The following is a 23513-nucleotide window of genomic DNA, read 5'->3' on the forward strand; positions in this document are numbered from 1 at the left end:
GCGATCCGGCGGAGCGGGCGGTTCCTCACGGGGGCGTGGGCGGAGGCGGACGGGCGGTAACGTGTCGCGCACAACAGGCCCACGCGCCGCACCGCGACAGGCCCGGACCGGGAGCGCCCACGCACATGAGTACGCAGGACCGACTGACGCACATCGACGAGGCGGGCGCCGCCCGCATGGTCGACGTATCCGGGAAGGACGTGACCGCGCGCACCGCCCGCGCCAGCGGCCGCGTCCTGGTCTCGCCGAGGGTGGTCGAGCTGCTGCGCGGCGAGGGGGTACCCAAGGGCGACGCCCTCGCCACCGCGCGCATCGCGGGGATCATGGGCGCCAAGCGCACCCCGGACCTGATCCCGCTGTGCCACCCGTTGTCGGTGTCGGGTGTGAGAATTGATCTGTCGGTCGCGGACGACGCCGTCGAGATCCTCGCCACCGTGAAGACGACCGACCGCACGGGCGTCGAGATGGAAGCGCTCACAGCGGTCAGCGTGGCGGCCCTCACCGTGATCGACATGGTCAAGGCTGTCGACAAGGGGGCGGTCATCACGGACGTACGGGTCGAGGAGAAGACGGGCGGAAAGTCCGGCGACTGGAGCCGTTCATGACCGGCGGCCCCTCCCTGGGCGGCGCTCTCGCGGCGCCGTACAGCGCCCTCGTCGTCACGGCCTCCAACCGCGCCGCCGCCGGGGTCTACGAGGACAGGGGCGGCCCCCTGATCGCGGAGGGTCTGACGGCGTTCGGCTTCGCCGTGGACGGTCCGCAGGTCGTGCCCGACGGCGACCCGGTGGAAGCCGCGCTGCGGGCGGGCGTCGAGGCCGGGTACGACGTCATCGTGACCACCGGCGGGACGGGCGTCTCGCCGACCGACCGCACCCCCGAGGCGACGCTCAAGGTGCTCGACCGCGAGATCCCGGGGATCGCCGAGGCCATCAGGGCGTTCGGAAGGGAGAAGGTCCCGACCGCGGTCCTGTCCCGGGGGCTCGCCGGGGTCGCCGGCGGGACGCTGATCGTCAACCTGCCGGGCTCCACCGGCGGGGTGCGGGACGGCCTCGCCGTCCTGGAACCCTTGGTGGTCCACGCCGTCGACCAGATCCGCGGCGGCGACCACCCCAGACCCAGTGGCAGTGGGGGTGCGAGCTGAACAGCCCATCCTGGCCGGTCGAGCTGGTGGACGGCGACGTCGTCCTCCGGCCGATAAAGCTGCGCGACCAGCGGGCCTGGCGCGAGGTGAACCGGCGCAACCGGGACTGGCTGCGGCCCTGGGAGGCGACGATCCCGCCGCCCACGCCCAGCGGGCCCATCGCTCACCGGCCGACGTACCGTCAGATGGTCCGGCATCTGCGCGCCGAGGCCAACGCGGGACGGATGCTGCCCTTCGTGATCGAGTACCAGGGGCGTCTGGTCGGCCAGCTGACCGTCGCGGGGATCACCTGGGGTTCCATGTGTTCGGGGCACATCGGCTACTGGGTGGACCAGTCGGTGGCGGGCCGCGGGGTGATGCCGACGGCCGTGGCACTGGTGACCGACCACTGCTTCCGCACGGTCGGACTGCACCGCATCGAAGTCTGCATTCGCCCGGAGAACGGCCCCAGCCGCCGGGTCGTGGAAAAGCTCGGATTCCGCGAGGAAGGGCTGCGTCCGCGTTATCTCCACATCGACGGGGCCTGGCGCGACCATCTCGTCTTCGCACTGACCGCCGAAGAGGTGCCCGAGGGACTCCTCGGCCGCTGGCGTCGTGCGCGCTCGGCGAGGAACCGTTCGGAGCAGGTGGGATCGGATCAGACGGGACCGCAGAAACCGAGTGCGCCGCGGAACGCCGGACAAGGCCGGGAAATGAAATAGGTGTTCGAAATTGATCGCCGGGTGATCGGCTCGGGGCATTAAATTCGCGCTCCCGGGCGAGCTGCTGATCGCATGGGTCACAAAAAAAGCTCGAAATATCAGCCAGATCGTGCGACACACCGGCCCAATTGGCAGATGGCCTCACGCAAACCCCTCTACCGTGTGAGGCGTGAGCAGCAGCGGCCTCATCTACGCAGTCATCGTCGGGGCCTGGGCCGCCTACTTGGTGCCGATGTGGCTCCGTAGGCAGGACGAGCTGAACGAAGCCCGTCCGACGGAACGCTTCAGCACCGCCATCCGGCTGCTGTCCGGACGGGCGGGTATGGAGCGCCGGTACGCCAAGGACCTGCGCGCACGCTCCGCCGACCAGGGGGAGCCCAGCGCCGACCCGGGCGACGCCACCGATTCGGTGGACGTCCGGGCCTTCGCCGCGCCTCCGTCCCGGGCACAGGCGCATGCCGAGAACCGGCCGCAGGTGCAGGAGCGGGTCCAGTCGCAGGCGCCGGCCCAGGCGGAGCAGAAGCCGGCAGCACGGCCCGCCGCCAGACCGGGCGGCGCCGCGCAGGAGGCGCCGGGCGCCACCAGACCCGTCCCCAAGCAGCAGGGCAAGCCCGCAGCCCAGTCCGCCCAGCCGTCCGCGACCGGGCGGGCACCCGGGGCGCGCCGCGGGCCGTCGGCGGAGGCCGCAGCACGTGCCAGGCGCACGAAGGTGCTCGCGCGCCGCAGGCGTACGACGGTGCTGCTCTTCCTCGCCTTCACGCTCGGCGCGATCGTCGCGGCCGTGGGCGGCCTCGCCTTCCTCTGGGCTCCGGGCGTGCCGGCCATGCTGCTGAGCGGGTACATCGTGTACCTGCGGGCCCAGGAGCGGCGGCGCTTCACCTACACCATGGACCGGCGCCGGGCCGAGGCCGCGGCGCAGCGGCTCAGGGAACGGCAGCCGCGCCGCCGGCCCACGCTCGACGAGGGTGTCGACGAGCCGGAGGAGGGACCAGTGACGGACACCGACACCGGTCTCTCCGCCCTCGCCGCCGACCGTCGCGCGCTCGTCGAGCAGACCGACCACGCCGAGTGGGTCGACCAGCAGCGCGAGCGTCAGCGCGGTCCGGGGCAGGGCGACAGCTGGGACCCGGTGCCGGTTCCGCTGCCCACCTACGTGACCGCGCCCGTCGCCCCGCGGGCCACGTCCAGCGTCGACCTGGGGGCCCCGGACGCGTGGAGTTCCGCGCGCTCCAGCGCCGCGGAACCGGCCGTGCCCGAGACCGCTCCCGTGGCGGAGGAGAGTCCCGACGGCACGGAGGGCGCCGACGACGGCCGCAGCGACGCGCGACGCGCCGCGTCCGCCCGGCGCGCCCGTGAGCGCGGTCGCACCCCGCTCTTCGACCAGTACGAGGACGGGGAGCGGCCGCGCGCGGCCAACGAGTGACGGGCGGGACGGGAGCTGTCCGGGAGTCCTCGGCTGACCTGCCAGGAACGGATTTCCAAGCACCTCGATGAGGATGCTAGAGTTTCACTCGTTGCAAGGGCCTGTGGCGCAGTCCGGTAGCGCACCTCGTTCGCATCGAGGGGGCCAGGGGTTCAAATCCCCTCAGGTCCACTGCAATCACTGTTTCCGAGCTTTGCTCGGGGCAGTTGACTGGATCCCGTCCGATCTCATGATCGGGCGGGATCTTTGCGTTGCGCTCGGGGCGGCGGCCCTGATGGCCGGTCAGAAGACCGGCCCGAAGGGGGCGGCGGCGCCGGCCGCGGGCTGGAGCGGCTTGGCGTAGCAGAGGCTCAGCTCGTGGAAGCGGTAGTAGCCGAACTTCACGCAGGGCTCGTAACCGCTCGACCGGTACAGGGCGACCGCTTCGGGCTGCTTGGAGCCGGTCTCCAGGACCATGCGGGCGCGGCCCGCCGCGCGGGCGTCGTCCTCCAGCGCGGCCAGCATCCGGCGGGCGAGGCCGAGGCCGCGCGCCTCGGGGATCACATACATCCGCTTGAGCTCGGCGTCGCCGTCGGAGTACCCCTCGTCGTTCTCCTCCTGGGTGCGCCAGCCGCCCGTGGCCACCGGACGGTCCTGTTCGTCGTACGCGATGAGGTAGAGCCCCAGCGGCGGGGCGAACATCGCCGCGTCGAGCGGTGTGGCGTCGCCGTCGTCGCCGTAGCGCTCGGCGTATTCGGCCTGCACCTGGTCGTTGAGCTTGACGGCGTCGGAGTGGTCGAAGGGAACGGACCGGATATTCATACAGGAAATCGTACTTCTATGCATAGGGTCAGGGCTACGGATTAAGTATCGTGCCCGGGTGCTGACTGTGACCTCTGTGAATGTGAACGGGCTTCGGGCCGCCGCGAAGAAGGGCTTCGTGGAGTGGCTCGCGGAGACCTCCGCCGACGTGCTCTGCCTCCAGGAGGTGCGGGCCGAGCCGGGGCAGCTCCCCGAAGAGGTGCGGGCGCCCGAGGGGTGGCACGTCGTGCACGCTCCCGCCGCCGCGAAGGGGCGGGCTGGTGTGTCCCTCTACACACGCCGTGAGCCCGACAGCGTCCGGATCGGCTTCGGGTCCGAGGAGTTCGACACCACCGGACGCTACGTCGAGGCCGACCTGCCCGGAGTGACCGTGGCCAGCCTCTATCTCCCCTCCGGTGAGGTCGGCACGGAGCGGCAGGACGAGAAGGTCCGTTTCATGGAGGCGTTCCTGGCCCATCTGAAGGTTCTCAGGGAGCGGGCCGCCGCCGACGGGCGCGAGGTCGTCGTCTGCGGCGACTGGAACATCGCCCACCAGGAGGCCGACCTCAAGAACTGGCGGGGCAACAAGAAGAACTCCGGCTTCCTGCCAGAGGAGCGGGCCTGGTTGGGGCAGGTCTTCGACGCGGGCGACGGCGGCTATGTCGACGTCGTGCGCGCCCTGCACCCCGACGCGGAGGGGCCCTACTCGTGGTGGTCCTACCGCGGCCGGGCCTTCGACAACGACACCGGCTGGCGCATCGACTACCAGGTCGCCACGCCGGGCCTCGCCGGCAAGGCCCTCAAGGGATACGTGGAGCGGGCGGCGACCCACGCGGAGCGGTGGTCCGACCACGCGCCGGTCACCGTCGTCTACGACCACTAGGCGGTCACCCCGGGTGCGGCGGGGCGCCGTGCCCCTTTGGTCCGCGCTCGCCGCTGCCGGGCCGCCGCCCGAGCGGCTCAGGTGTCCCGGTCGCCGCCGTGCGCGCGCAGGCGCCGGTCCAGTGCCATCGACAGCTCCGCCTCCACCACGCTCTTCGCGAGCGGGCGCAGGCGCTGGAGGTCCTCGGTGGAGCGGTCCTCGGTGAGGACGAGGCCGGTGAAGAGTTCGGCGAGCGCGTCGGCGTGGTCGCGTACGCGGCGGGCCGCGCCCAGTACGTCCGCGAGCGGGATGCCCTCGCGGACCAGGGCCGCGGAGACGTCGAGCAGGCGGCGGCTGATGTGCACGATCTCGCCGCCGTCGGTGCCGAGGTAGCCGAGGTCGAGAGCGGCGGCGAGGTTCTCCGGGGTCGCCTGGCCCGCGAAGACGTCGGCCAGCGCCTCCGGGGAGAGGCGGACCGGGGTCTCCTCGGTGGGTTCGCCCAGGCCGAGCAGCTCACCCACGTCGCGGCCGTGGTCGAAGGCCTCGGCCAGCTCGGCGATGCCGTTGAGGGTGTGACCGCGCTCCAGCAGCGCCGAGATCGTGCGCAGCCGGGCCAGATGGGTGTCGTCGTACCAGGCGATGCGGCCCTCGCGGCGGGGCGGCGGTATGAGCTTGCGCTCCCGGTAGAAACGCAGGGTGCGGACGGTGATGCCGGCCTCCTTGGCCAGCTCCTCCATCCGGTACTCGCGCCTGGTCGCTCCCGGCACGCGTGGGCCGGCGCCCGCGTCCGGGGCCGATGCCGCGCCGGGGTCCCGCGTCACGCCGCCGGACCGGTCCGCAGAGCCGGCCTCCGGCCCTCGGCGGGCCGCCCTGCCGGACCGGTCCGCCGTGCCGGTGTCCGGACGGTCCGGCGCCGGTGAGCTGTGCTTCCGTGTCGGGTCGTCATGTCGCGTCCGCGCCCTCACGCCCCGCTCGCGCGCCCCGGCGCCCCGCTTTCCTGATCCCTCGGCCACCTCCGCACCCTACGTCGTACCCCCGGTAACTTTCCCGGTCGCGACCCCTACCCATCAGTACGCCGCTGCTCTACTCTCCCCATTGCGCCAGTGTTCACTGGCAGAGTCGTGCGGACCAGGGAGGCGTCGGGATGACCGAGCACGAGCATGTACGGGTGGCGGTGATCGGGTCCGGCTTCGGCGGGCTGGGGGCCGCGGTGCGGCTGCGCCGCGAGGGGATCACCGACTTCGTCGTCCTGGAGCGGGCCGGCAGCGTGGGCGGCACCTGGCGCGACAACAGCTACCCCGGCTGCGCCTGCGACGTGCCCTCCCACCTGTACTCGTTCTCGTTCGCACCCAACCCCGAGTGGCCGCGCACCTTCTCCGGGCAGGAGCACATCCGGGCGTACCTGGAGCACGTGGCGGACGTCTTCCGGCTCCGGCCCCACCTGCGCTTCGACTCCGAGGTCAAGATGATGACCTGGGACGCCGAGAAGCTGCACTGGGCCATCGAGACCAGCAGCGGCCGTCTCACGGCCGACGTCGTCGTCTCCGCCACCGGGCCGCTCTCCGACCCCAAGGTCCCGGACATCCCGGGGATCGACACCTTCCCCGGCAAGGTCTTCCACTCGGCCCGCTGGGACCACGACTACGACCTGCGCGGCAAGCGCGTCGCCATGGTCGGCACCGGCGCCTCCGCCATCCAGATCGTGCCGTCCATCCAGCCCGACGTGGAGCGGCTGACGCTCTTCCAGCGCACCCCGCCGTGGGTGATGCCGCGCGTGGACCGGGCCATCAGCGGGGCCGAGCGGTGGCTGCACCGCCAGCTGCCGTTCACCACCCAGGCCCGGCGCGGACTCCTGTGGGGCATCAGGGAGTTGCAGGTCCAGGCGTTCACCAAGCGGCCCGACGAGCTCGGCCTGGTGGAGCGGCTGGCCAAGCGGAACATCTCGCGTGCCGTGAAGGATCCGGCGCTGCGGGCGAAGCTGACCCCCGACTACCGGATCGGCTGCAAGCGGATCCTGCTGTCCAACGCCTACTACCCCGCGCTCACCCGGCCGAATGTCGACGTGGTGGCCTCCGGACTGGCCGAGATCGACGGCTCGACCCTCGTCGCCGCCGACGGCAGCAGGGCCGAGGTCGACGCGATCGTCTTCGGCACCGGATTCCACGTCACCGACATGCCGATCGCCGAACGGGTCGTCGGCGCGGAGGGCCGGACGCTCGCCGAGACATGGAGCACCGGGATGAAGTCGCTGCGCGGCGCCACCGCGGCCGGATTCCCCAACTGGATGACGATCATCGGGCCCAACACGGGTCTCGGGAACTCGTCCATGATCCTGATGATCGAGTCCCAGCTGAACTACATGGCCGACTTCGTACGGCAGTTGGACGTCCTCGGGGGCCGCGCCGCCCTCGACGCGCGCCCCGCCGCGGTGGACGCCTGGAACGACCGGGTCCAGGAACGCATGAAGCGCACGGTGTGGAACACCGGCGGCTGCACCAGCTGGTACCTCGACGCCAACGGCGTCAACACCACCATCTGGCCCGGTACGACGGGCGAGTTCCGCAGCGCCACGCGCCGTGTCGACCTCGGGGAGTACGAGGTGCTGCGCGCGCCCGAGCCCCGGGACGCTGCGAAGCCGCGCCGCAAGGGCACCCGCAGGAACAAGGTGGAGGCAGGGGCATGAGCCGACTGACACACGTGGTGCACGGGGCGTACGCGCCTCCCGCGCCGGCCCGGGAACTGACCGCCGTCTCCGCCGACGGCGCGCGGCTGCACATCGAGGTGCACGGCCCCGAGGACGCGCCCACCGTCGTCCTCGCGCACGGATGGACCTGCTCCACCGCCTTCTGGGCGGCGCAGATCCGTGACCTCGCGGCCGACCACCGGGTCGTCGCCTACGACCAGCGCGGGCACGGACGCAGCCCCGCGAGCGCCGCGTGCAGTACCGAAGCGCTCGCCGACGACCTGGAGGCGGTGCTCGCCGCCACCCTCGCACCGGGCCAGAAGGCCGTCCTGGCGGGACACTCCATGGGCGGTATGACGCTCATGGCCGCCTCGGCCAGGCCGCGCTTCCGGGAGCACGCCGCGGCGGCCCTGCTGTGCAGCACGGGCAGCTCGCGACTGGTCGCCGAGGCGCGCGTGGTGCCGATGCGCGCGGGGCGGCTGCGGACCCGCCTCACCCGCTCCGTCCTCGGCTCCCGGGCGCCGCTCGGTCCCGTCACTCCGCTCGCCCGGCGGATCCTCAAGTACGCGACGATGGGGGCCGGTTCGTCGCCCGCCATGGTCGAGGCATGCGCGCGGATCGTGCACGCCTGCCCGCGCAAGGTGCGACATGCCTGGTCGGTCGTCCTCGAAGCGCTCGATCTCGACCACGGCGTCCGGGAGTTGCGGGTGCCCACGGCCGTGGTCGCGGGGACGGCGGACCGGCTGACCCCGGTCGTGCACGCGCGCGCCCTCGTGGCGGCGCTGCCGAACTGCGTCGGTGTCACCGAGTTGCCGGGACTCGGGCACATGACGCCGGTGGAGGCACCGGAGTTGGTGACCTCCCGCATACGCGAGCTCGTCTCGGCGTACACGGACAGCGCGGGCGGCGCGGCGAAGAGCGCCGCGGACGGCGCGGAGATCAAGGAGGGCGCATGAGCAGCAGGGTGAGCCTGGAAGGACAGGTCGCGGTCGTCACGGGAGCGGCGCGGGGCGTCGGCGAACTCCTCGCGCGCAAGCTCTCCGCACGCGGCGCGAAGGTCGCGCTCGTCGGACTGGAGGCGGACGCGCTCAAGCAGGTCTCGGAGCGGCTGCACAGCGAGAGCGACCACTGGTACGCCGACGTCACCGACCACGAGGCGATGGCGCGGGTCGCCGAGGAGGTCAAGCAGCGGTTCGGCAAGGTGGACATCGTCGTCGCGAACGCCGGTGTCGCCAGCGGCGGGCCCTTCGTCGACTCCGACCCCGTCGCCTGGCGGCGGGTGATCGAGGTGAACCTCATCGGATCGGCGGTGACGGCCCGGGCGTTCCTGCCCGTGCTGACGGAGAGCCGGGGCTACCTGCTCCAGATCGCCTCGCTCGCGGCGATCACCCCCGCCCCGATGATGACCGCGTACTGCGCGTCCAAGTCGGGCGTGGAGGCGTACGCGCACAGCCTGCGCGCCGAGGTCGGCTACAAGGGCGTACGCGTCGGCGTCGGGTACCTGTCGTGGACCGACACCGACATGGTGCGCGGCGCCGACCAGGACGAGGTCATGCGCGAACTGCGGCAGCGGCTGCCGTGGCCCTCCAACAAGACCTATCCGCTGGGCCCGGCCGTCGACCGGATCGTCGCCGGGATCGAGCGCCGCTCCAGCCATGTGTACGCGCAGTGGTGGCTGCGCGGCATGCAGGGCATCCGCGGCTGTCTGCCCGGGATCATCGGGGCGGTCGGGCAGCGCGAGATGCGCCGGTTCGAACCGCGGCTGAGCGAGGTCCGCACCGGGTTGGTCGGGGCCGGCGGGGCTGCCGACGAGGAGGAGCGGGCACACAAGTGACCTGCGGTTTCCCCGGGTTGATCACCATGCGTGACTGATCGAAATGCGTGCGTAGTCGTGCCGTGTCAGTCTGGTCGAGCCCGATCCCCCTCACCCGAAACGGGAGTGAATCTCATGGGCATGCAGGACCAGTTCAAGGAGAAGGCCGAGCAGATGAAGCAGCAGGCGAAGAAGAAGATGGGCGACGCCCGCCAGGAGCCGGGCCAGCGTTCGCCGCAGGGTCACGAGCGCTCGCCCCAGGGTCACGAGCGTCCTCAGCAGGGCGGCGAGCGTGCCCAGCAGGGCCGCGAGCGTGGCCAGCAGGGTCGTGAGCGCTCCACGCAGGACGCGGAGCGTACCCAGCGTGAGGCGCAGGACCGCTTCGACCAGGACTACGACGCCTAGTCGCTGCGCTCGCTTGAGCCGGGAGTGGGGTGCCCCCTTTGCGGGTGGGCACCCCGCTTCTTTTGTGTCTGTGGGTGGGGCTGCGGGGGTGGCTGGTCGAGGGGGCGTCGCCTTGTGCGGGTGGGTGGTGGTTGGGCGCGCAGTTCCCCGCGCCCCTGCCGGGGCGCCGCCTGGTTCCTTGTTCCCCTTGGCGGGGGTCTCCTGCGCCGGGTGGGCGGGTGGCTCAGGAGCGCGGGGAACTGCACGATCAGCCCGGCGATCCCGCATGGGACCACGAGCCCGGCCAGGCCCCGGGGCGGGCGAGCTAGTGGTGGGGTCGCGGAGGGAGCTTGGGGCGGGAGCGGTTGGGGACCGTGGAGTAGTCCGGCGGGGAGGCCGCGGGGTGGGACTTCAGGAGGTCCAGGGCCAGCTGGATCGCGTCGTCGAGCTGGGCGTGGCGGCCCTCCGCCCAGTCGAGCGGGGTGCGCAGGATCTCCAGGTCCGGGATGACGCCCCGGTTCTCGACGGACCAGCCGTACGCGTCGAACCAGGCCGCGTTCATCGGGACGGTGATCACCGTGCCGTCGCCGAGACGGTGGCGGCCGGTCATGCCGACGACGCCGCCCCAGGTCCGCTGCCCCACCACGGGCCCCAGCTTCAGCAGTTTGAACGCCGCGGTGATCATGTCGCCGTCCGACGCCGTCGCCTCGTCGGCCAGCGCGACCACCGGTCCGCGCGGCGCGTTCGACGCGTACGACACCGGCTGGGCGTTGCGGGTCAGGTCCCAGCCCAGGATCGTGCGGGTCAGCTTCTCGACGACGAGTTCGCTGATGTGGCCGCCGGCGTTGCCGCGCACGTCCACGATGAGCGCCGGGCGGGACACCTCCATCCGCAGATCGCGGTTGAACTGGGCCCAGCCCGAGCCGCCCATGTCGGGGATGTGCAGATAGCCGCAGTGGCCGCCGCTCAACTCGCGTACGACCTCGCGGCGTTTGGCCACCCAGTCCTGGTAGCGCAGCGGCCGTTCGTCGATCAGCGGCACGACCGCCACCCGCCGCGACCGGCCCTCGCCCGCGGCGGGCGTGAACGTCAGCTCCACCGTCGTACCGCCCGAGCCCGCCAGCAGCGGGTAGGGGCCCGTCACCGGGTCCACCGGACGCCCGTCGACATGGGTGAGCACCGCGCCCTCGCGGATGCCCGAACCGGCGAGCGGCGAGCGGGCCTTGGAGTCGGAGGAGTCGCCGGGCAGGATGCGCTTGAGCATCCAGCTGCCGTCGCGGCGTACGAAGTTGGCGCCCAGCAGGCCCTGCCAGCGCTGGTAGTGGGCCGGGCCCTCGTTGCGGCGCGCGGCGGCGACGTACGCGTGGGACGTGCCCAGTTCGCCGAGGACCTCGCGCAGCAGGTCCGCGAACTCGTCGGGCGACGCGACCCGTTCGACCAGGGGGCGGTACTGGTCCAGGATCGCGTCCCAGTCGACGCCGCACATGTCCGGTTCCCAGAAGTAGGCGCGGGTGATGCGGCCCGCCTCCGCGTAGGCCTGGCGCCACTCGGCGGGCGGGTCCACCTCGTGCAGGATGCGGCGCAGATCGATCCAGACCGTGGAGTCGCTGTCGCCGGCCTCGGTGGAGGGCACGGCCCGCAGATCGCCCTCGTCGGCGACCACCAGCCGGGCCCCGTCGCCGCTCACCGCGAACCAGTCCAGGTGCGAGACGAGTTCGGACTTCTTCGCCTTCGTGATGTTGAAGAACTCCAGGGTGGGGCGGCCGGTCGTGTCGTCGGGGTTCACGAAGGTCTCGCCCAGCGCCCCCGAGATCGGCCAGCGCAGCCAGACCAGGCCGCCGCCCGCGACCGGGTGGAGCGCCGAATACTTGGAGGCGGTGACCGGGAAGGGCGTCACCCGGCTCTCCAGGCCTTCGAGTTCGACGGTGACCGCGCCGTCGCCGCCCTCGTCCTCCACCGGGTCCAGGCCCCCGGCGACCGGCCGCCCGTCCGGGTTGAGCGCGAAGGGGGAGGGCGTCGCGGACGACAGCGGCACCAGGTACGGGCGGCAGCCGAGCGGGAAGGACAGGTCCCCGGTGTGCACGTCGTAGACGGGGTCGAAGCCGCGCCAGGACAGGAAGGCCAGGTAGCGGCCGTCGCGGGTGAACACGGGGTTCTCGTCCTCGAAGCGGCCGTTGGTGACATCGACGATCAGACGGTCCTTTATCCGCGCCATCTTGATCTGCCGCAGCGAGCGGCCGATCCCGGGGTGGGACCAGGTCACCCACGCTCCGTCGGGTGAGAAGGCGAGGTCCCGCACGGGTCCGTTGATCGACCGGATCAGTTCGGTGACCTCGCCGTTGGACTCCTCGGTCGCGTCGGCCAGCAGCAGCCGCCCGTCGTTCGAGGCGATGGCGAGCCGCTCGCCCGCCGGGTCCGACACGAGCTCCTGCACCACGCCGAGTTCGCCGGAGGCGAGGCGGCGCGGTTCGCGGTCGCCGCTCGCGCGCGGCAGGTAGGCGATCTCGATGGCGTCCTCGCCGTCCGCGTCGGTGATGTAGGCGACCTGTCCGCCCGAGCCGAGCATCTCCGGCAGCCGGACCCGGACGCCCGGGTTGTCGATGATGGTGCGGGCCGGCCCGTCGCGGTGCGTGAGCCAGTACAGGCTGCCGCGGACGACGACGGCGCTGGCGCGGCCCGTCTCGTCCACGGAGATGCTGTCGACGTTCTGCGTCGCGGGCACCTGGTAGGTGCGGCGGCCTGCGCGCGGACCGCCCAGGCGCACGTCGAGGCGGCGCGGAATGGAGTGCGCGGTCAGGTCGTCGACGATCCACAGGTCGCCCGCGCACTGGTAGACGACCCGGGTGCCGTCCGAGGCGGCGTGCCGGGCGTAGAAGGCGTCGTGGTCGGTGTGGCGGCGCAGGTCGGTGCCGTCGTACGCGCACGAGTACAGATTGCCGATGCCCTCGTGGTCGGAGAGGAAGGCGATCCGCCCGCCCGCGAACATGGGGCAGGACAGATGTCCTTCGATGTCGGCGAGCAGATGCCGGCCGTGCAGCCAGATGCGCCCCATCGCGCCGCCCCGGTAGCGCTTCCAGGAGGCCGGCTCGTGCGGCGGGGTGCCGGTCAGCAGCAGGGTCTTGCGCTCGCCCTCGATGTCGGCGACCGCGATGTCGGCGACCGGCCCCCAGGGCAGCTTGCCGCCGGGGTCGCCGTCGGTGGGGACCTTGTAGGCCCAGGTGAAGTAGGAGAAGGGCTGGCCGTGCGAGGCGACGGCGAGGATGTCGCCGTCGGGGGACCAGCCGCAGACCTTGGTGTCCGAACTGCCCCAGTAGGTGAGCCGTCTGCCGGGGCCGCCGGCGACCGGCGCCAGGTGGATCTCCGGCACGAGGCTGCGCCAGCTCGTGTACGCGATGTGCCGGCCGTCGGGGGAGAAGCGGGGGTGGCCGACCTTGGTGCGGTCGACGGTGACCCGCCAGGCGCGGCCGGGGCTGTCGAGGGGCGCCACCCACAGGTCGTCCTCGGCGACGAAACAGAGCAGGTCGCCGCTGATGTGCGGGAAGCGCAGGTAGCCGGGCGCGTTGCCGTCCGGGGCCGACGTCTGGGACTGGTCCTCGTACTCGTCGCTCACGTCCCCATGCTTTTCCGCTCGGCGACCCCCGGCAACTCGTGCAATCGGAGACGTGACCCAGCACACGTACGAAACGGTTTCGTTTCGCTTGCGTTGAGGGTATCTTCATGGACGTACACAAGAAGATGTACGCGCAGTCTTTCGGAGCAGGGAAGGTGAGTGGGATGGCTGAAGCCGCGACGGTGCGCCGCAGTCGGATCACGCCGGAGCGCGAGGCCGAGCTGTACGGCGCCGTGCTCGACCTGCTCCGCGAGGTCGGCTACGACGCCCTCACCATGGACGCCGTGGCCGCCCGCACCCGGTCCAGCAAGGCCACCCTCTACCGTCAGTGGGGCGGAAAGGCCGAGCTCGTCGCCAAGGCGATCCGGCACATGAAGCCGTCTGCCGGCGATGTCGACACCGGGTCCCTGCGGGGCGACTTCCACGCGATGGTGACGCGTGAGGACGACTGCCAGATGGAGCAGAACTCCGCGCTCATGCGGGGCCTGGCCATGGCACTGCACGGAAACCCCGATCTCCTGCAGGCCTTCCGGGAGCTCATCATCGATCCCGAGACCGAGGAACTGCGCGCGGTACTGCGGCGTGCCGTCCAGCGCGGGGAGATCCGCCCGGACAACCCCGCGCAGGACTACGTGCTGCACATGCTGATCGGTGCCTTCGCGGTCCGCGGAATCATCGACCAGCGACCGCCCACCCAGGAGTTCCTCGCCTCCTACGTCGACGCCGTGATCCTCCCCGCTCTCGGCGCCTGACTCACCACTTCTGATCTGTCCCTGCCGGCGCACCTGACGCGACCGCTCACGTCGTCGGGCTGATCACCCCTGCCCCACCGGGCGATCACACCAGCCCCTGCCATCCCACGACCTGACCGGGAGAACGCCCTCGTGGCCACGTTCCTCTACAAACTCGGCCGACTCGCCTTCCGGCGACGGCACTTCGTCGCCCTGATCTGGGTGGCGCTGCTGACGCTCGCGGGCGTCGGCGCCGCCTCCGCGCCCGCACCGGGCCCGTCCTCCTTCTCGATCCCCGGCACCGAGGCGCAGAAGGCCTTCGACCTGCTGGAGAACCGCTTCCCCGGCATGAGCGCCGACGGAGCGACCGCGCGCGTCGTCTTCAAGGCGCCGAGCGGCGAGAAGATGACGGACAAGGCCAACAAGGCCACCGTCAAGAAGACCGTCAAGGAACTCGCGAGCGGCTCCGAGGTCACCTCCGTCGCCGACCCGTTCAAGGCGAAGGCCGTGAGCAAGGACGGCTCGGTCGCCTATGCGGCGGTGAAGTACAAGGTCTCCGGCATGGAGCTGAAGGACTCCTCGAAGGACGCCCTGGAAACGGCCGCGAAGGACGCGCGGCACGCCGGGCTGACCGTCGAGGTGGGCGGTGACGCCCTGCAGGCGACGCCCGAGACCGGGTCCACCGAGATCATCGGCATCGCGATCGCCGCGGTCGTCCTCGTCATCACCTTCGGTTCGCTGATCGCGGCCGGACTGCCGCTGCTGACCGCGCTGATCGGCGTGGGCATCGGCGTCTCCACCATCGCCGCCCTCGCGAACGCCCTCGACCTGGGCACCACCACGTCGACCCTGGCCATGATGATCGGCCTCGCCGTCGGCATCGACTACGCCCTCTTCATCGTCTCCCGCTACCGGGCCGAGCTGGCCGAGGGCCGCGAGCGCGAGGAGGCGGCCGGACGGGCCGTCGGCACCGCGGGCTCCGCGGTGGTCTTCGCGGGCCTGACGGTCGTGATCGCGCTGGTCGGCCTGTCGGTCGTCAACATCCCGATGCTGACGAAGATGGGTGTCGCGGCGGCGGGCACGGTCGCCATCGCCGTGCTGATCGCGCTGACGATGATCCCCGCCCTGCTCGGATACGCGGGCCGGAAGGTCCAGCCCGCGGGCAAGAAGAGCAGGCTGCTCGGTGGCGGGCGCGCCGCCAGGAAGACGCCCCGGCCGAACATGGGCACCCGCTGGGCGAGCTTCGTGGTGCGCCGTCCGCTCGCCGTGCTGCTCCTCGGCGTCGTGGGCCTGGGTGCGGCGGCGGTCCCGGCGACCTCCCTCGAACTGGGTCTGCCCGACGACGGCTCGCAGCCGACGTCGACCACCCAGCGCCGCGCGTACGACCTGCTGTCGGACGGCTTCGGCCCCGGCTTCAACGGCCCGCTGATGGTCGTCGTCGACGCCAAGTCCAGCGACTCCCCGAAGTCGGCCGTCGACGAGGTGTCCGACAAGGTCAAGGACCTCGAGGGCGTCGTGACGGTGACCCCGGCGGCGTTCAACAAGGCCGGCGACACCGCGACGATCACCGTGATCCCGGACACCAAGCCGTCCTCGGTCAAGACCGAGGACCTGGTGCACTCCATCCGCGACGCGGGCGGCGAGATCAAGGCGGACACCGACGCCGACGTCCTGGTCACCGGCTCGACGGCGATGAACATCGACTTCTCGCAGAAGCTCAACGACGCGCTGGTGCCCTATCTGGCGCTGGTGGTCGGCCTGGCGTTCCTGCTGCTGATCGTGGTGTTCCGCTCGGTCCTGGTCCCGCTGAAGGCGGCCCTCGGCTTCCTGCTCAGCGTCATGGCGGCCCTCGGCGCGGTCGTCGCGGTCTTCCAGTGGGGCTGGCTGTCCGGCCTCATGGGCGTCGAGGAGACCGGCCCGATCATGTCGATGATGCCGATCTTCATGGTGGGCGTGGTCTTCGGTCTGGCGATGGACTACGAGGTCTTCCTCGTCACGCGGATGCGTGAGGCGTTCGTCCACGGCGAGAAGCCCAGCCAGGCCATCGTGACCGGCTTCAAGCACGGCGCGCGGGTCGTCACGGCGGCCGCGGTCATCATGATCGCCGTCTTCTCCGGCTTCATCGGCTCCAGCGAGTCGATGATCAAGATGATCGGCTTCGGTCTCGCGATCGCCGTCTTCTTCGACGCGTTCATCGTGCGCATGGCGATCGTCCCGGCGGTCCTGGCGCTGCTGGGCAAGCGGGCCTGGTGGTTGCCGAAGTGGCTCGACCGCTCGCTGCCCAACGTGGACGTCGAGGGCGAGGGCCTGCGCGACCTCGACGGCGGACGCCGGGACGAGGACGAAGACCGGGCGCTGGCCGGGGTCTGATCCCCCGGTCACCGTCGGACGGGACGTGTCCCGCGACGGCCGACGACTGCCGGGCGCACCCCCGTGGTGGGTCCGGCAGTGCGGCTTCTCAGTGGGCGACCGGGGTGCCGGCGACCGTGTAGGTGCGGCGCAGGAAGCGCAGCAGCGCCTTCGAGTCGACCTGCACGAGCGCCACGCCCTTCGCCGAGTGGAACTCCATCACCGCCTGCACCCGGCCGCAGGGCCAGACGCGGACGTCGCCGCTGGTGACGGGGCCGCGCAGGCCCTGTTCCAGCAGCTCGCGCTCGAACGTCCACTCGTGGGGACCGGGCAGCGTGATGTGCACCTGGCGTGGGTCGTCCTCGGGGTCGTAGCGGAGGGCCACCGGGACGGTACGGCGTTCGTCGTCGAGGGAGTCGGCGGTATCGGTGACGATGTGGGCGCGGGCGTACTGTTCAACGGCATGCATGGACCGACTCCTTACGCTGCGTGCTCGTGAGCGGAATAGATGAATCCGCCACCACGTCCAATGTGCCACATTTCACGCACATCGCCCTCTGGAGACCCTTGACTACCTGGTTCCGGAAGCGTAAAAGCGGGACCGCGTTATTCGAGAGTGCATCGCTCTTGCAAGCCATTCGCAACAAGGCACTATCATCGAACGGTGCATGTACCTGACGGATTCATCAACGCCCCGGTCTCCGCGGTCACCGGGGTGGTCGCCGCCGGTGCCGTCGCCGTGAGCCTGCGCGGCGCCCGCCGCGAGCTCGACGAGCGGACCGCGCCGCTGGCCGGCCTGGTCGCGGCCTTCATCTTCGCCGTGCAGATGCTGAACTTCCCGGTCGCCGCCGGGACCAGCGGACACCTGCTCGGCGGTGCCCTGGCCGCGATACTCGTAGGCCCCTTCACGGGGGTCCTCTGCGTCTCCGTCGTCCTGCTGATGCAGGGCATCCTCTTCGCCGACGGCGGTCTCACCGCGCTCGGCGTCAACATCACGGACATGGCGATCGTCACCACGATCGTCTCCTACGCCGCCTTCCGCGGCCTGGTGAAGGTGCTGCCCCGCAAGCGGCGGTCCGTGACCGTCGCCGCCTTCGTCTCCGCGCTGCTGTCCGTCCCGGCCGCCGCCGTGGCCTTCACGCTCATCTACGCGGTCGGCGGCACCACCGACGTCCCGATCGCCAAGGTCGCCACGGCCATGATCGGCGTGCACGTCCTCATCGGCATCGGCGAGGCCGCGATCACCGCGCTGACCGTCGGCGCGGTCATCGCCGTACGGCCCGACCTCGTGCACGGCGCGCGCGGGCTCCAGCAGCGGCTCAGGCTGCGGGTGAACGGGGAGCTCGTCGACGCCCCGGCCGCCATCCCCGCCCCGGCGGCCGCCCGCTCCTCGCACCGCAAGGTGTGGATCACCGGCCTGGTCACCTCCCTCGTCCTCGCCGGGTTCGTCAGCTTCTACGCCTCCGCGAGCCCCGACGGCCTGGAGAAGGTCGCCCAGGACAAGGGCATCGACTCGAAGACCGAGAAGCACGCGACGGAGGACTCCCCGCTCGCCGGGTACGGCGTCAAGGACATCTCCGACGCGCGGATCTCCGGCGGTCTCGCGGGCGTGATCGGCGTCGGCGTCACCGTCGTCGCGGGCAGCGCGGTCTTCTGGTCGGTCCGCAGGCGCCGTACGTCCGACGACGTGTCCCCCTCGTCCACCTCCCAGGTGGCCTGACGTGGGCGCGGGGCACGCACACCGCCTCTACCGCCACGGACACTCGCCCGTGCACGCACTGCCTCCGCACACCAAGCTCGCGGCATGCTTCGCCTTCGTCGTCGTGGTCGTCTCCACCCCGCGCGAGGCCATGTGGGCGTTCGCGCTGTACGCCGCGCTCCTCGCGGCCGTCGCGTACGTGGCGCGCGTGCCCGCCGGGTTCCTGCTGAAGCGGCTGCTGATCGAGATCCCGTTCGTCGCCTTCGCGGTGCTGATGCCGTTCGTGGCCGAGGGCGAGCGGGTGGACGTCCTCGGGCTGTCGCTGAGCGTGAACGGCCTGTGGGGCGCCTGGAACGTCCTGGCCAAGGGCACGCTGGGCGTCGCCGCCTCGGTGCTGCTGGCCTCGACCACCGAGCTGCGCGAACTGCTGCTCGGCCTCCAGCGGCTCAAGCTCCCGCCGCTCCTCGTGCAGATCGCCTCCTTCATGATCCGGTACGGCGACGTCATCACCGACGAGATGCGGCGGATGCGCATCGCTCGCGAGTCGCGCGGTTTCGAGGCCCGTGGCGTGCGGCACTGGGGTGTGCTCGCCAAGTCGGCGGGCGCGCTCTTCATCCGGTCCTACGAGCGGGGCGAGCGCGTGCACCTCGCGATGGTGAGCCGCGGCTACGCCGGCTCCATGCCGGTCATCGACGAGGTGACCGCGTCCCGGGCGCAGTGGACCCACGCGCTCGCCCTGCCGTTCGCCGCCCTCGTCGTATGTCTGCTGGGATGGACACTGTGACAGCTTCTCTGGAGGTCTCCGGCCTCGCCTTCGCCTACCCCGACGGCCACCAGGCCCTGTTCGGCGTGGACTTCCGCATCGGGCGCGGCGAACGCGTCGCGCTGCTCGGCCCGAACGGGGCCGGCAAGACCACGCTCGTCCTGCACCTCAACGGCATTCTGACCGGCGGCGCCGGCACCGTGACCGTGGCCGGTCTCCCGGTCGACAAGCGGAACATGGCGGAAATCCGCCGCAAGGTCGGCATCGTGTTCCAGGACCCGGACGACCAGCTGTTCATGCCGACGGTGCGCGAGGACGTCGCCTTCGGCCCGGCAGCGGCCGGCATCAAGGGAGCCGAACTGGAGGAACGCGTCCGCACGGCGCTGGAGCTGGTCGGCATGGCGGCCTTCGCCGACCGCCCCCCGCACCACCTGTCGTTCGGACAGCGGCGCCGGGTGGCGGTCGCGACCGTCCTCGCGATGGAGCCGGAGATCCTCGTCCTGGACGAGCCCTCCTCCAATCTCGACCCGGCCTCCCGCCGTGAACTCGCCGACATCCTCCGCTCGTTGGACGTCACCGTCCTCATGGTCACGCACGACCTGCCCTACGCCCTCGAACTGTGCCCCCGCGCGCTCGTCCTGAGCGAGGGCGTGATCGCCGCCGACGGGAGGACCGGCGAACTCCTCGGTGACGACGAGCTGATGCGCACGCACCGCCTGGAGCTGCCCTTCGGGTTCGACCCGCGCTCCGTGACAATGGGCGCGTGACGAATCGACAGGACCCCGGGACAGCAGCGCCCGCGGCGCCCACCGGGTCCCTGCTGCTCGGCGACCAGCTCTGCTTCGCGTTGTACGCCGCGCAGCGGGCGGTGACCGCCGCGTACCGTCCGCTGCTCGACGAACTCGGCCTCACCTACCCGCAGTACCTGGTCATGCTCCTGCTGTGGGAGCACGGCGAGACCACCGTGAAGGAGCTGGCGTCCGCGCTGCACCTCGACTACGGCACGGTGTCACCGCTCCTCAAGCGTCTGGAGGCGGCGGGGCTGGTGCGACGCGAGCGCTCGGAGCGTGACGAACGCTCCGTGCTCGTCGCGCTCACCGGGCGCGGGGAGATGCTGCGGGAACGTGCGGCGGACGTGCCGCAGGCTCTGCTGGAGGCCACGGGGCTGTGCGGTGCCGAGGCCGGGCGGCTCCGGGAGGAGCTGGGTCAATTGGCGGCGCGGGCCGGGAAGGCGGCGCGGGCTCGCTGATCGCGACGGTCGCCCTGCCGGGGCGCCCGACCGTGATCCCGGCGGTCGCCCCGCGGGAGAGCGTCGCCGTGCCGGGTTACCCGCGGTTTCCACCCCCTGGCGGCACGCCATGTCCTACCGGTCGGTATCTTGTGCGCGATGCATTTGTGCGCAGCTGTATTGCCTGCCATGACGCCTGCCCTGCTGCCCGGCGTCGTGCCCGCCGTGTCGTAAACGCTCAGGGGGAGGTCCCACGATGATCGACGGCAGCGCTGTCGACACCCGCCCGACGAAGATCATGTACGTCGCCGAGGCCACCGCCCACGGCGGTCGCAACGGCTACGTGACGAGCCAGGACGGCCGGCTCGACCTGAAGGTCGCGATGCCTCCCGCCCTCGGCGGCGACGGCGACGGCACGAACCCGGAGCAGCTGTTCGCGGCCGGTTTCAGCGCCTGCTTCCACAACGCGCTGGTCCTGGTGGGCCGTCGCGCCGGATACGACCTCTCCGGCTCCACGGTCGCCGCGAAGGTCGGGATCGGCCCGAACAAGCAGCGCGGCTACGGACTCGCGGTCGCCCTGAGCGTCTCGCTCCCCGTCGTCGACCAGGAACTCGCGACGAAGCTCGTCGACGCGGCCCACGAGGTCTGCCCGTACTCGAACGCCACCCGCGGCAACATCGAGGTCACGATCCTGCTGGGCTAGGACGCGAAGCGCCCGGCCCAGGAATCCGAGCCGGTACGTGCGTGTTGCACTCACCGTCGGCAGTGGTACGAGTGGGTGACAGGAGCGCGGGCGTGGACGTGAACGGCACAGTGGCCGAGGGCTTCGAGCCGGTCAGGGAGGCGTTCGTACGCAACTTCGAACTCCTCGGGGACCGGGGCGCCGCCGTCACCGTGTACCGCGACGGCCGGCGCGTGGTCGACCTGTGGGGCGGCACCCGCGACGTCGACGGCACCGGACCCTGGCAGCACGGCACCGCGCAGATCGTGCGCTCCGCGACCAAGGGCGTCGCCGCCGCCGTACTGCTGCTGCTCGCCCAGCGCGGCGAGCTCGACCTGGACGCCCCCGTCGGCCACTACTGGCCGGAGTACAAGGAGCACGGCAAGGAGCACACGCTCGTCCGGCACCTGCTCGCGCACCGGGCCGGGGTCCCTGTCCTGGACCGCCCGCTCACCCCCGCCGAGGCCGGCGACCCGGATCTCGCCGCCGCGGCCGTCGCCCGGCAGGCACCGGCGTGGGAGCCGGGGACGGAGCACGGCTACCACGCGCACACCTACAGCTGGCTGACCGGCGAACTGGTCCGGCGGGTGACCGGGCGCACGATCGGCGCGTGGATCGCGGACGAGATCGCCGGGCCGCTGGGACTCGACCTGTGGGTCGGGCTGCCGGAGACGGAGACCGGGCGGGTGGGGCGGGTCGCGCAGGTCGAGTCCCCGCCGGCGCCGGGCGGCCTGCGGACCCGCCCCAAGAGGGCCGTCTCCGAGGCGTACGCCGACCCGGAGAGCCTCACGACCAGGGCCTTCAAGGTCATCACCCCGCCTGCGGACGAGAACGACCCGGCCTACCGGGCGGCGGTGCTGCCCGCCTCCAACGGCATCGCCACGGCGGACGGCCTGGCCCGGTTCTACGCGGCGCTGATCGGCGAGGTGGACGGCGTCGGGCTGTTCGCCCCGGACACCGTGACGGCCGCGCGCACGGAACAGTCGGCGGGCCCCGACCGTGTCCTGGTCGTGGGCACCCGCTTCGGCCTCGGCTACATGCTGCACGGCTCGGCCTCGCCCCTGCTGTCGCCGGGATCCTTCGGCCACCCCGGCCGCGGCGGCCCCCTCGGCTTCGCCGACCCCGAGTCGGGCATCGCGTTCGGCTACGTCACCAACGGATTCCGCACGAGCGTGACCGCGGACGCGCGGGCACAGGCACTGGTCCGGGCGGTCCGCGCGTCGATCGACGCCTGACCCCCCACAGGGCGCGCGTCCCGAGCGCGCCCGGGTCCTCGTGCGCGCTAACCGGTGTGCAGCATCAGGCCGATGCCCACGACCAGCAGACCGGCCGCCGCGATCCGGGGCGCCCCGAACCGCTCCTTGAAGAAGACGGCGCCGATGGCCGCGCCCACGATGATCGAGGACTCCCGCAGAGCGGCGATCGGCGCGAGCTCCGCGCGGGTCTGCGCCCACAGGACCAGCCCGTACGCCGCGACGGAGAGGGCCGCGCCGAGGAAGCCGACCGCCGCGAACGGCCGCAGCACGGAGACGAGTTCGCCGCGCCAGCGGTGCACGGCGTACGCCGGGATCACCACGCCCTCGATGGCCATCAGCCAGGCGATGTACGCGAGCGAGGAGCCCGAGGCGCGCACACCCAGACCGTCGACGACGGTGTACGCGGCGATCGACGCGCCCGTCGCCAACGCCGCCCCGATCGCCGCCCAGTTGGGCCGGCGTCCGCGCAGCCCCCACAGGGCCACACCCGTCAGTCCCGCGCAGGACAGCGCGATGCCCGCCGCCGCCCAGCCGTCCGGCACCTCGTGCGCGAAGACCGCCGCGAGCGCGGTGACGATCAGCGGGGCGGTGCCGCGGGCGATCGGATAGGCCTGCCCGAAGTCACCGAGCCGGAACGAGCGCATCAGCAGCACGTAGTACGCGACATGGATCACGGCCGACGCGATCAGGTACGGCCAGGCCCCGGACGCGGGGAACGGTACGAACGGCACCAGGGCGAGGCCGATCAGCATGCCGCCGCCCGCGATCAGCGTGAAGCCGACGAGCTTGTCGCTGATGCGGTGCGCGATCGCGTTCCAGCAGGCGTGGGTGACCGCGGCGAGCAGGACGGCCGCGGTGACGAGAGGGGTCACGCGGTCTGCTCGCGCACGTCCGCCAGCGTGGCCCCGGCGTGTGCGACCAGGCTCTCGGGGTCCATCGGGAAGACCACGTACGGGGTGCCCGCCGCGGCCCACACCGTGTCGTGGGCGAGCAGCGAACGGTCGGCCAGCACACGGGTCCTCGTGCGGTGGCCGAACGGCGGGACGCCGCCGATCGCGTACCCCGTGGTCTCCCGCACCACGGCGGCCTGGGCCCGGGTCACCTTCTCGGCGCCGAGCTCCTTGCGGACGAGCTCCACGTCGACCCGGGACGCGCCGTCCATGAGCACGAGCACCGGCACGCCGTCCGCCGCGAAGATCAGCGACTTGCAGATCTGGCTCAGCTCGCAGCCGATCGCGGCGGCCGCCTCGGCGGCGGTACGGGTCGCGTCGGGGAAGCGGCGGATGCGTGCGTTCAGCTCGTCCAGCCCCAGCTCCGTGAGGGCCTCGGCGAAACGTGGGTGGGCGACGTTGTCTTCCGTGGCGGTCAT

General features: G+C 71.9%; 23 protein-coding genes and 1 tRNA gene. 18 read left to right on the forward strand and 6 right to left on the reverse strand.

What is annotated here, in order from left to right:
• Positions 1–125 precede the first annotated feature (125 nt).
• The 5 genes from moaC to ACZ4IF_RS31830 all read left to right on the forward strand — a co-directional run bounded on the left by moaC (position 126) and on the right by ACZ4IF_RS31830 (position 3436).
• Positions 126–605, forward strand: coding sequence for a cyclic pyranopterin monophosphate synthase MoaC (gene moaC, locus ACZ4IF_RS31810; protein ID WP_028804863.1), 480 nt, complete (start codon positions 126–128; stop codon positions 603–605).
• Positions 602–1141: a MogA/MoaB family molybdenum cofactor biosynthesis protein gene (locus tag ACZ4IF_RS31815; RefSeq protein ID WP_467569038.1), complete on the forward strand. Its 540-nt coding sequence runs from the start codon at positions 602–604 to the stop codon at positions 1139–1141. Before moaC ends, ACZ4IF_RS31815 begins: the two co-directional genes overlap by 4 nt.
• A gap of 26 nt (positions 1142–1167) precedes the next feature.
• Entirely contained in the window at positions 1168–1842 is a 675-nt protein-coding gene (locus tag ACZ4IF_RS31820; RefSeq protein ID WP_467569042.1) for a GNAT family N-acetyltransferase, read from the forward strand.
• Positions 1843–2011: 169 nt separating this feature from the next.
• On the forward strand, positions 2012–3265 hold the full coding sequence (gene sepX / locus ACZ4IF_RS31825) for a divisome protein SepX/GlpR (protein WP_467569044.1): 1254 nt from the start codon (positions 2012–2014) through the stop codon (positions 3263–3265).
• A gap of 97 nt (positions 3266–3362) precedes the next feature.
• Positions 3363–3436, forward strand: a tRNA-Ala gene (locus ACZ4IF_RS31830).
• A 111-nt stretch (positions 3437–3547) separates the two neighbouring features.
• Here the strand turns inward: ACZ4IF_RS31830 and ACZ4IF_RS31835 are convergent.
• Positions 3548–4066 (reverse strand): GNAT family N-acetyltransferase, encoded by a 519-nt coding sequence (locus ACZ4IF_RS31835; RefSeq protein WP_467569046.1) that lies wholly within the window; start codon positions 4064–4066, stop codon positions 3548–3550.
• Positions 4067–4124: 58 nt separating this feature from the next.
• Between ACZ4IF_RS31835 and ACZ4IF_RS31840 the strand changes: the two genes are divergently transcribed.
• The gene (locus tag ACZ4IF_RS31840; RefSeq protein WP_467569048.1) at positions 4125–4928 is read left to right on the forward strand and encodes an exodeoxyribonuclease III; all 804 of its coding nucleotides are present in this window, start codon (positions 4125–4127) and stop codon (positions 4926–4928) included.
• A gap of 77 nt (positions 4929–5005) precedes the next feature.
• On the opposite strand, the gene ACZ4IF_RS31845 is transcribed toward ACZ4IF_RS31840, so the two are convergent.
• The gene (locus ACZ4IF_RS31845; RefSeq protein WP_467569383.1) at positions 5006–5644 is read right to left on the reverse strand and encodes a MerR family transcriptional regulator; all 639 of its coding nucleotides are present in this window, start codon (positions 5642–5644) and stop codon (positions 5006–5008) included.
• Positions 5645–6051: 407 nt separating this feature from the next.
• Here ACZ4IF_RS31845 and ACZ4IF_RS31850 point away from each other — a divergent pair, with 407 nt between their 5' ends.
• The 4 genes from ACZ4IF_RS31850 (at position 6052) to ACZ4IF_RS31865 (ending at position 9808) form a co-directional block, all read left to right on the forward strand.
• Positions 6052–7590, forward strand: a complete 1539-nt coding sequence (locus tag ACZ4IF_RS31850; RefSeq protein WP_467569050.1) for a flavin-containing monooxygenase — start codon at positions 6052–6054, stop codon at positions 7588–7590.
• Positions 7587–8546 carry an alpha/beta fold hydrolase gene (locus ACZ4IF_RS31855; protein WP_467569053.1) on the forward strand — a complete coding sequence of 320 codons (960 nt, stop codon included), beginning with the start codon at positions 7587–7589 and terminating at the stop codon, positions 8544–8546. The genes ACZ4IF_RS31850 and ACZ4IF_RS31855 overlap by 4 nt, the downstream gene beginning before the upstream one ends.
• Entirely contained in the window at positions 8543–9424 is an 882-nt protein-coding gene (locus ACZ4IF_RS31860) for an SDR family oxidoreductase (protein ID WP_467569055.1), read from the forward strand. The genes ACZ4IF_RS31855 and ACZ4IF_RS31860 overlap by 4 nt, the downstream gene beginning before the upstream one ends.
• Before the next feature lie 114 nt (positions 9425–9538).
• Positions 9539–9808 carry a hypothetical protein gene (locus ACZ4IF_RS31865; RefSeq protein WP_359496375.1) on the forward strand — a complete coding sequence of 90 codons (270 nt, stop codon included), beginning with the start codon at positions 9539–9541 and terminating at the stop codon, positions 9806–9808.
• A gap of 304 nt (positions 9809–10112) precedes the next feature.
• On the opposite strand, the gene ACZ4IF_RS31870 is transcribed toward ACZ4IF_RS31865, so the two are convergent.
• Complete coding sequence (locus tag ACZ4IF_RS31870) at positions 10113–13397, reverse strand: S41 family peptidase (protein WP_359496377.1); 3285 nt, start codon at positions 13395–13397, stop codon at positions 10113–10115.
• A 164-nt stretch (positions 13398–13561) separates the two neighbouring features.
• Here ACZ4IF_RS31870 and ACZ4IF_RS31875 point away from each other — a divergent pair, with 164 nt between their 5' ends.
• The gene (locus tag ACZ4IF_RS31875) at positions 13562–14149 is read left to right on the forward strand and encodes a TetR/AcrR family transcriptional regulator (RefSeq protein ID WP_467569058.1); all 588 of its coding nucleotides are present in this window, start codon (positions 13562–13564) and stop codon (positions 14147–14149) included.
• Positions 14150–14281: 132 nt separating this feature from the next.
• Complete coding sequence (locus tag ACZ4IF_RS31880) at positions 14282–16498, forward strand: MMPL family transporter (RefSeq protein WP_467569061.1); 2217 nt, start codon at positions 14282–14284, stop codon at positions 16496–16498.
• Positions 16499–16586: 88 nt separating this feature from the next.
• Here ACZ4IF_RS31880 and ACZ4IF_RS31885 read toward each other — a convergent pair whose 3' ends face one another.
• Positions 16587–16946, reverse strand: a complete 360-nt coding sequence (locus ACZ4IF_RS31885) for an SsgA family sporulation/cell division regulator (protein ID WP_028804874.1) — start codon at positions 16944–16946, stop codon at positions 16587–16589.
• A gap of 195 nt (positions 16947–17141) precedes the next feature.
• On the opposite strand from ACZ4IF_RS31885, the gene ACZ4IF_RS31890 reads away from it, so the two are divergent.
• The 6 genes from ACZ4IF_RS31890 to ACZ4IF_RS31915 all read left to right on the forward strand — a co-directional run bounded on the left by ACZ4IF_RS31890 (position 17142) and on the right by ACZ4IF_RS31915 (position 22123).
• A complete protein-coding gene (locus ACZ4IF_RS31890) occupies positions 17142–18197 on the forward strand; it encodes an energy-coupling factor ABC transporter permease (protein WP_467569063.1) in 1056 nt (351 codons plus the stop codon).
• A 1-nt stretch (position 18198) separates the two neighbouring features.
• The gene (cbiQ, locus tag ACZ4IF_RS31895) at positions 18199–18960 is read left to right on the forward strand and encodes a cobalt ECF transporter T component CbiQ (protein WP_467569066.1); all 762 of its coding nucleotides are present in this window, start codon (positions 18199–18201) and stop codon (positions 18958–18960) included.
• Complete coding sequence (locus ACZ4IF_RS31900; RefSeq protein WP_359496390.1) at positions 18948–19706, forward strand: energy-coupling factor ABC transporter ATP-binding protein; 759 nt, start codon at positions 18948–18950, stop codon at positions 19704–19706. The genes cbiQ and ACZ4IF_RS31900 overlap by 13 nt, the downstream gene beginning before the upstream one ends.
• Positions 19703–20188, forward strand: coding sequence for a MarR family winged helix-turn-helix transcriptional regulator (locus tag ACZ4IF_RS31905; protein WP_467569068.1), 486 nt, complete (start codon positions 19703–19705; stop codon positions 20186–20188). The genes ACZ4IF_RS31900 and ACZ4IF_RS31905 overlap by 4 nt, the downstream gene beginning before the upstream one ends.
• 235 nt (positions 20189–20423) lie before the next feature.
• Complete coding sequence (locus ACZ4IF_RS31910; RefSeq protein WP_359496395.1) at positions 20424–20870, forward strand: organic hydroperoxide resistance protein; 447 nt, start codon at positions 20424–20426, stop codon at positions 20868–20870.
• A gap of 92 nt (positions 20871–20962) precedes the next feature.
• Positions 20963–22123: a serine hydrolase domain-containing protein gene (locus ACZ4IF_RS31915; protein ID WP_467569071.1), complete on the forward strand. Its 1161-nt coding sequence runs from the start codon at positions 20963–20965 to the stop codon at positions 22121–22123.
• 47 nt (positions 22124–22170) lie between these two features.
• On the opposite strand, the gene ACZ4IF_RS31920 is transcribed toward ACZ4IF_RS31915, so the two are convergent.
• Positions 22171–23016, reverse strand: coding sequence for an EamA family transporter (locus tag ACZ4IF_RS31920; RefSeq protein WP_467569074.1), 846 nt, complete (start codon positions 23014–23016; stop codon positions 22171–22173).
• Positions 23013–23513, reverse strand: a complete 501-nt coding sequence (locus ACZ4IF_RS31925) for a YbaK/EbsC family protein (protein WP_467569076.1) — start codon at positions 23511–23513, stop codon at positions 23013–23015. Before ACZ4IF_RS31925 ends, ACZ4IF_RS31920 begins: the two co-directional genes overlap by 4 nt.

The sequence above is a fragment of the Streptomyces sp. NPDC025784 genome (assembly GCF_055558435.1).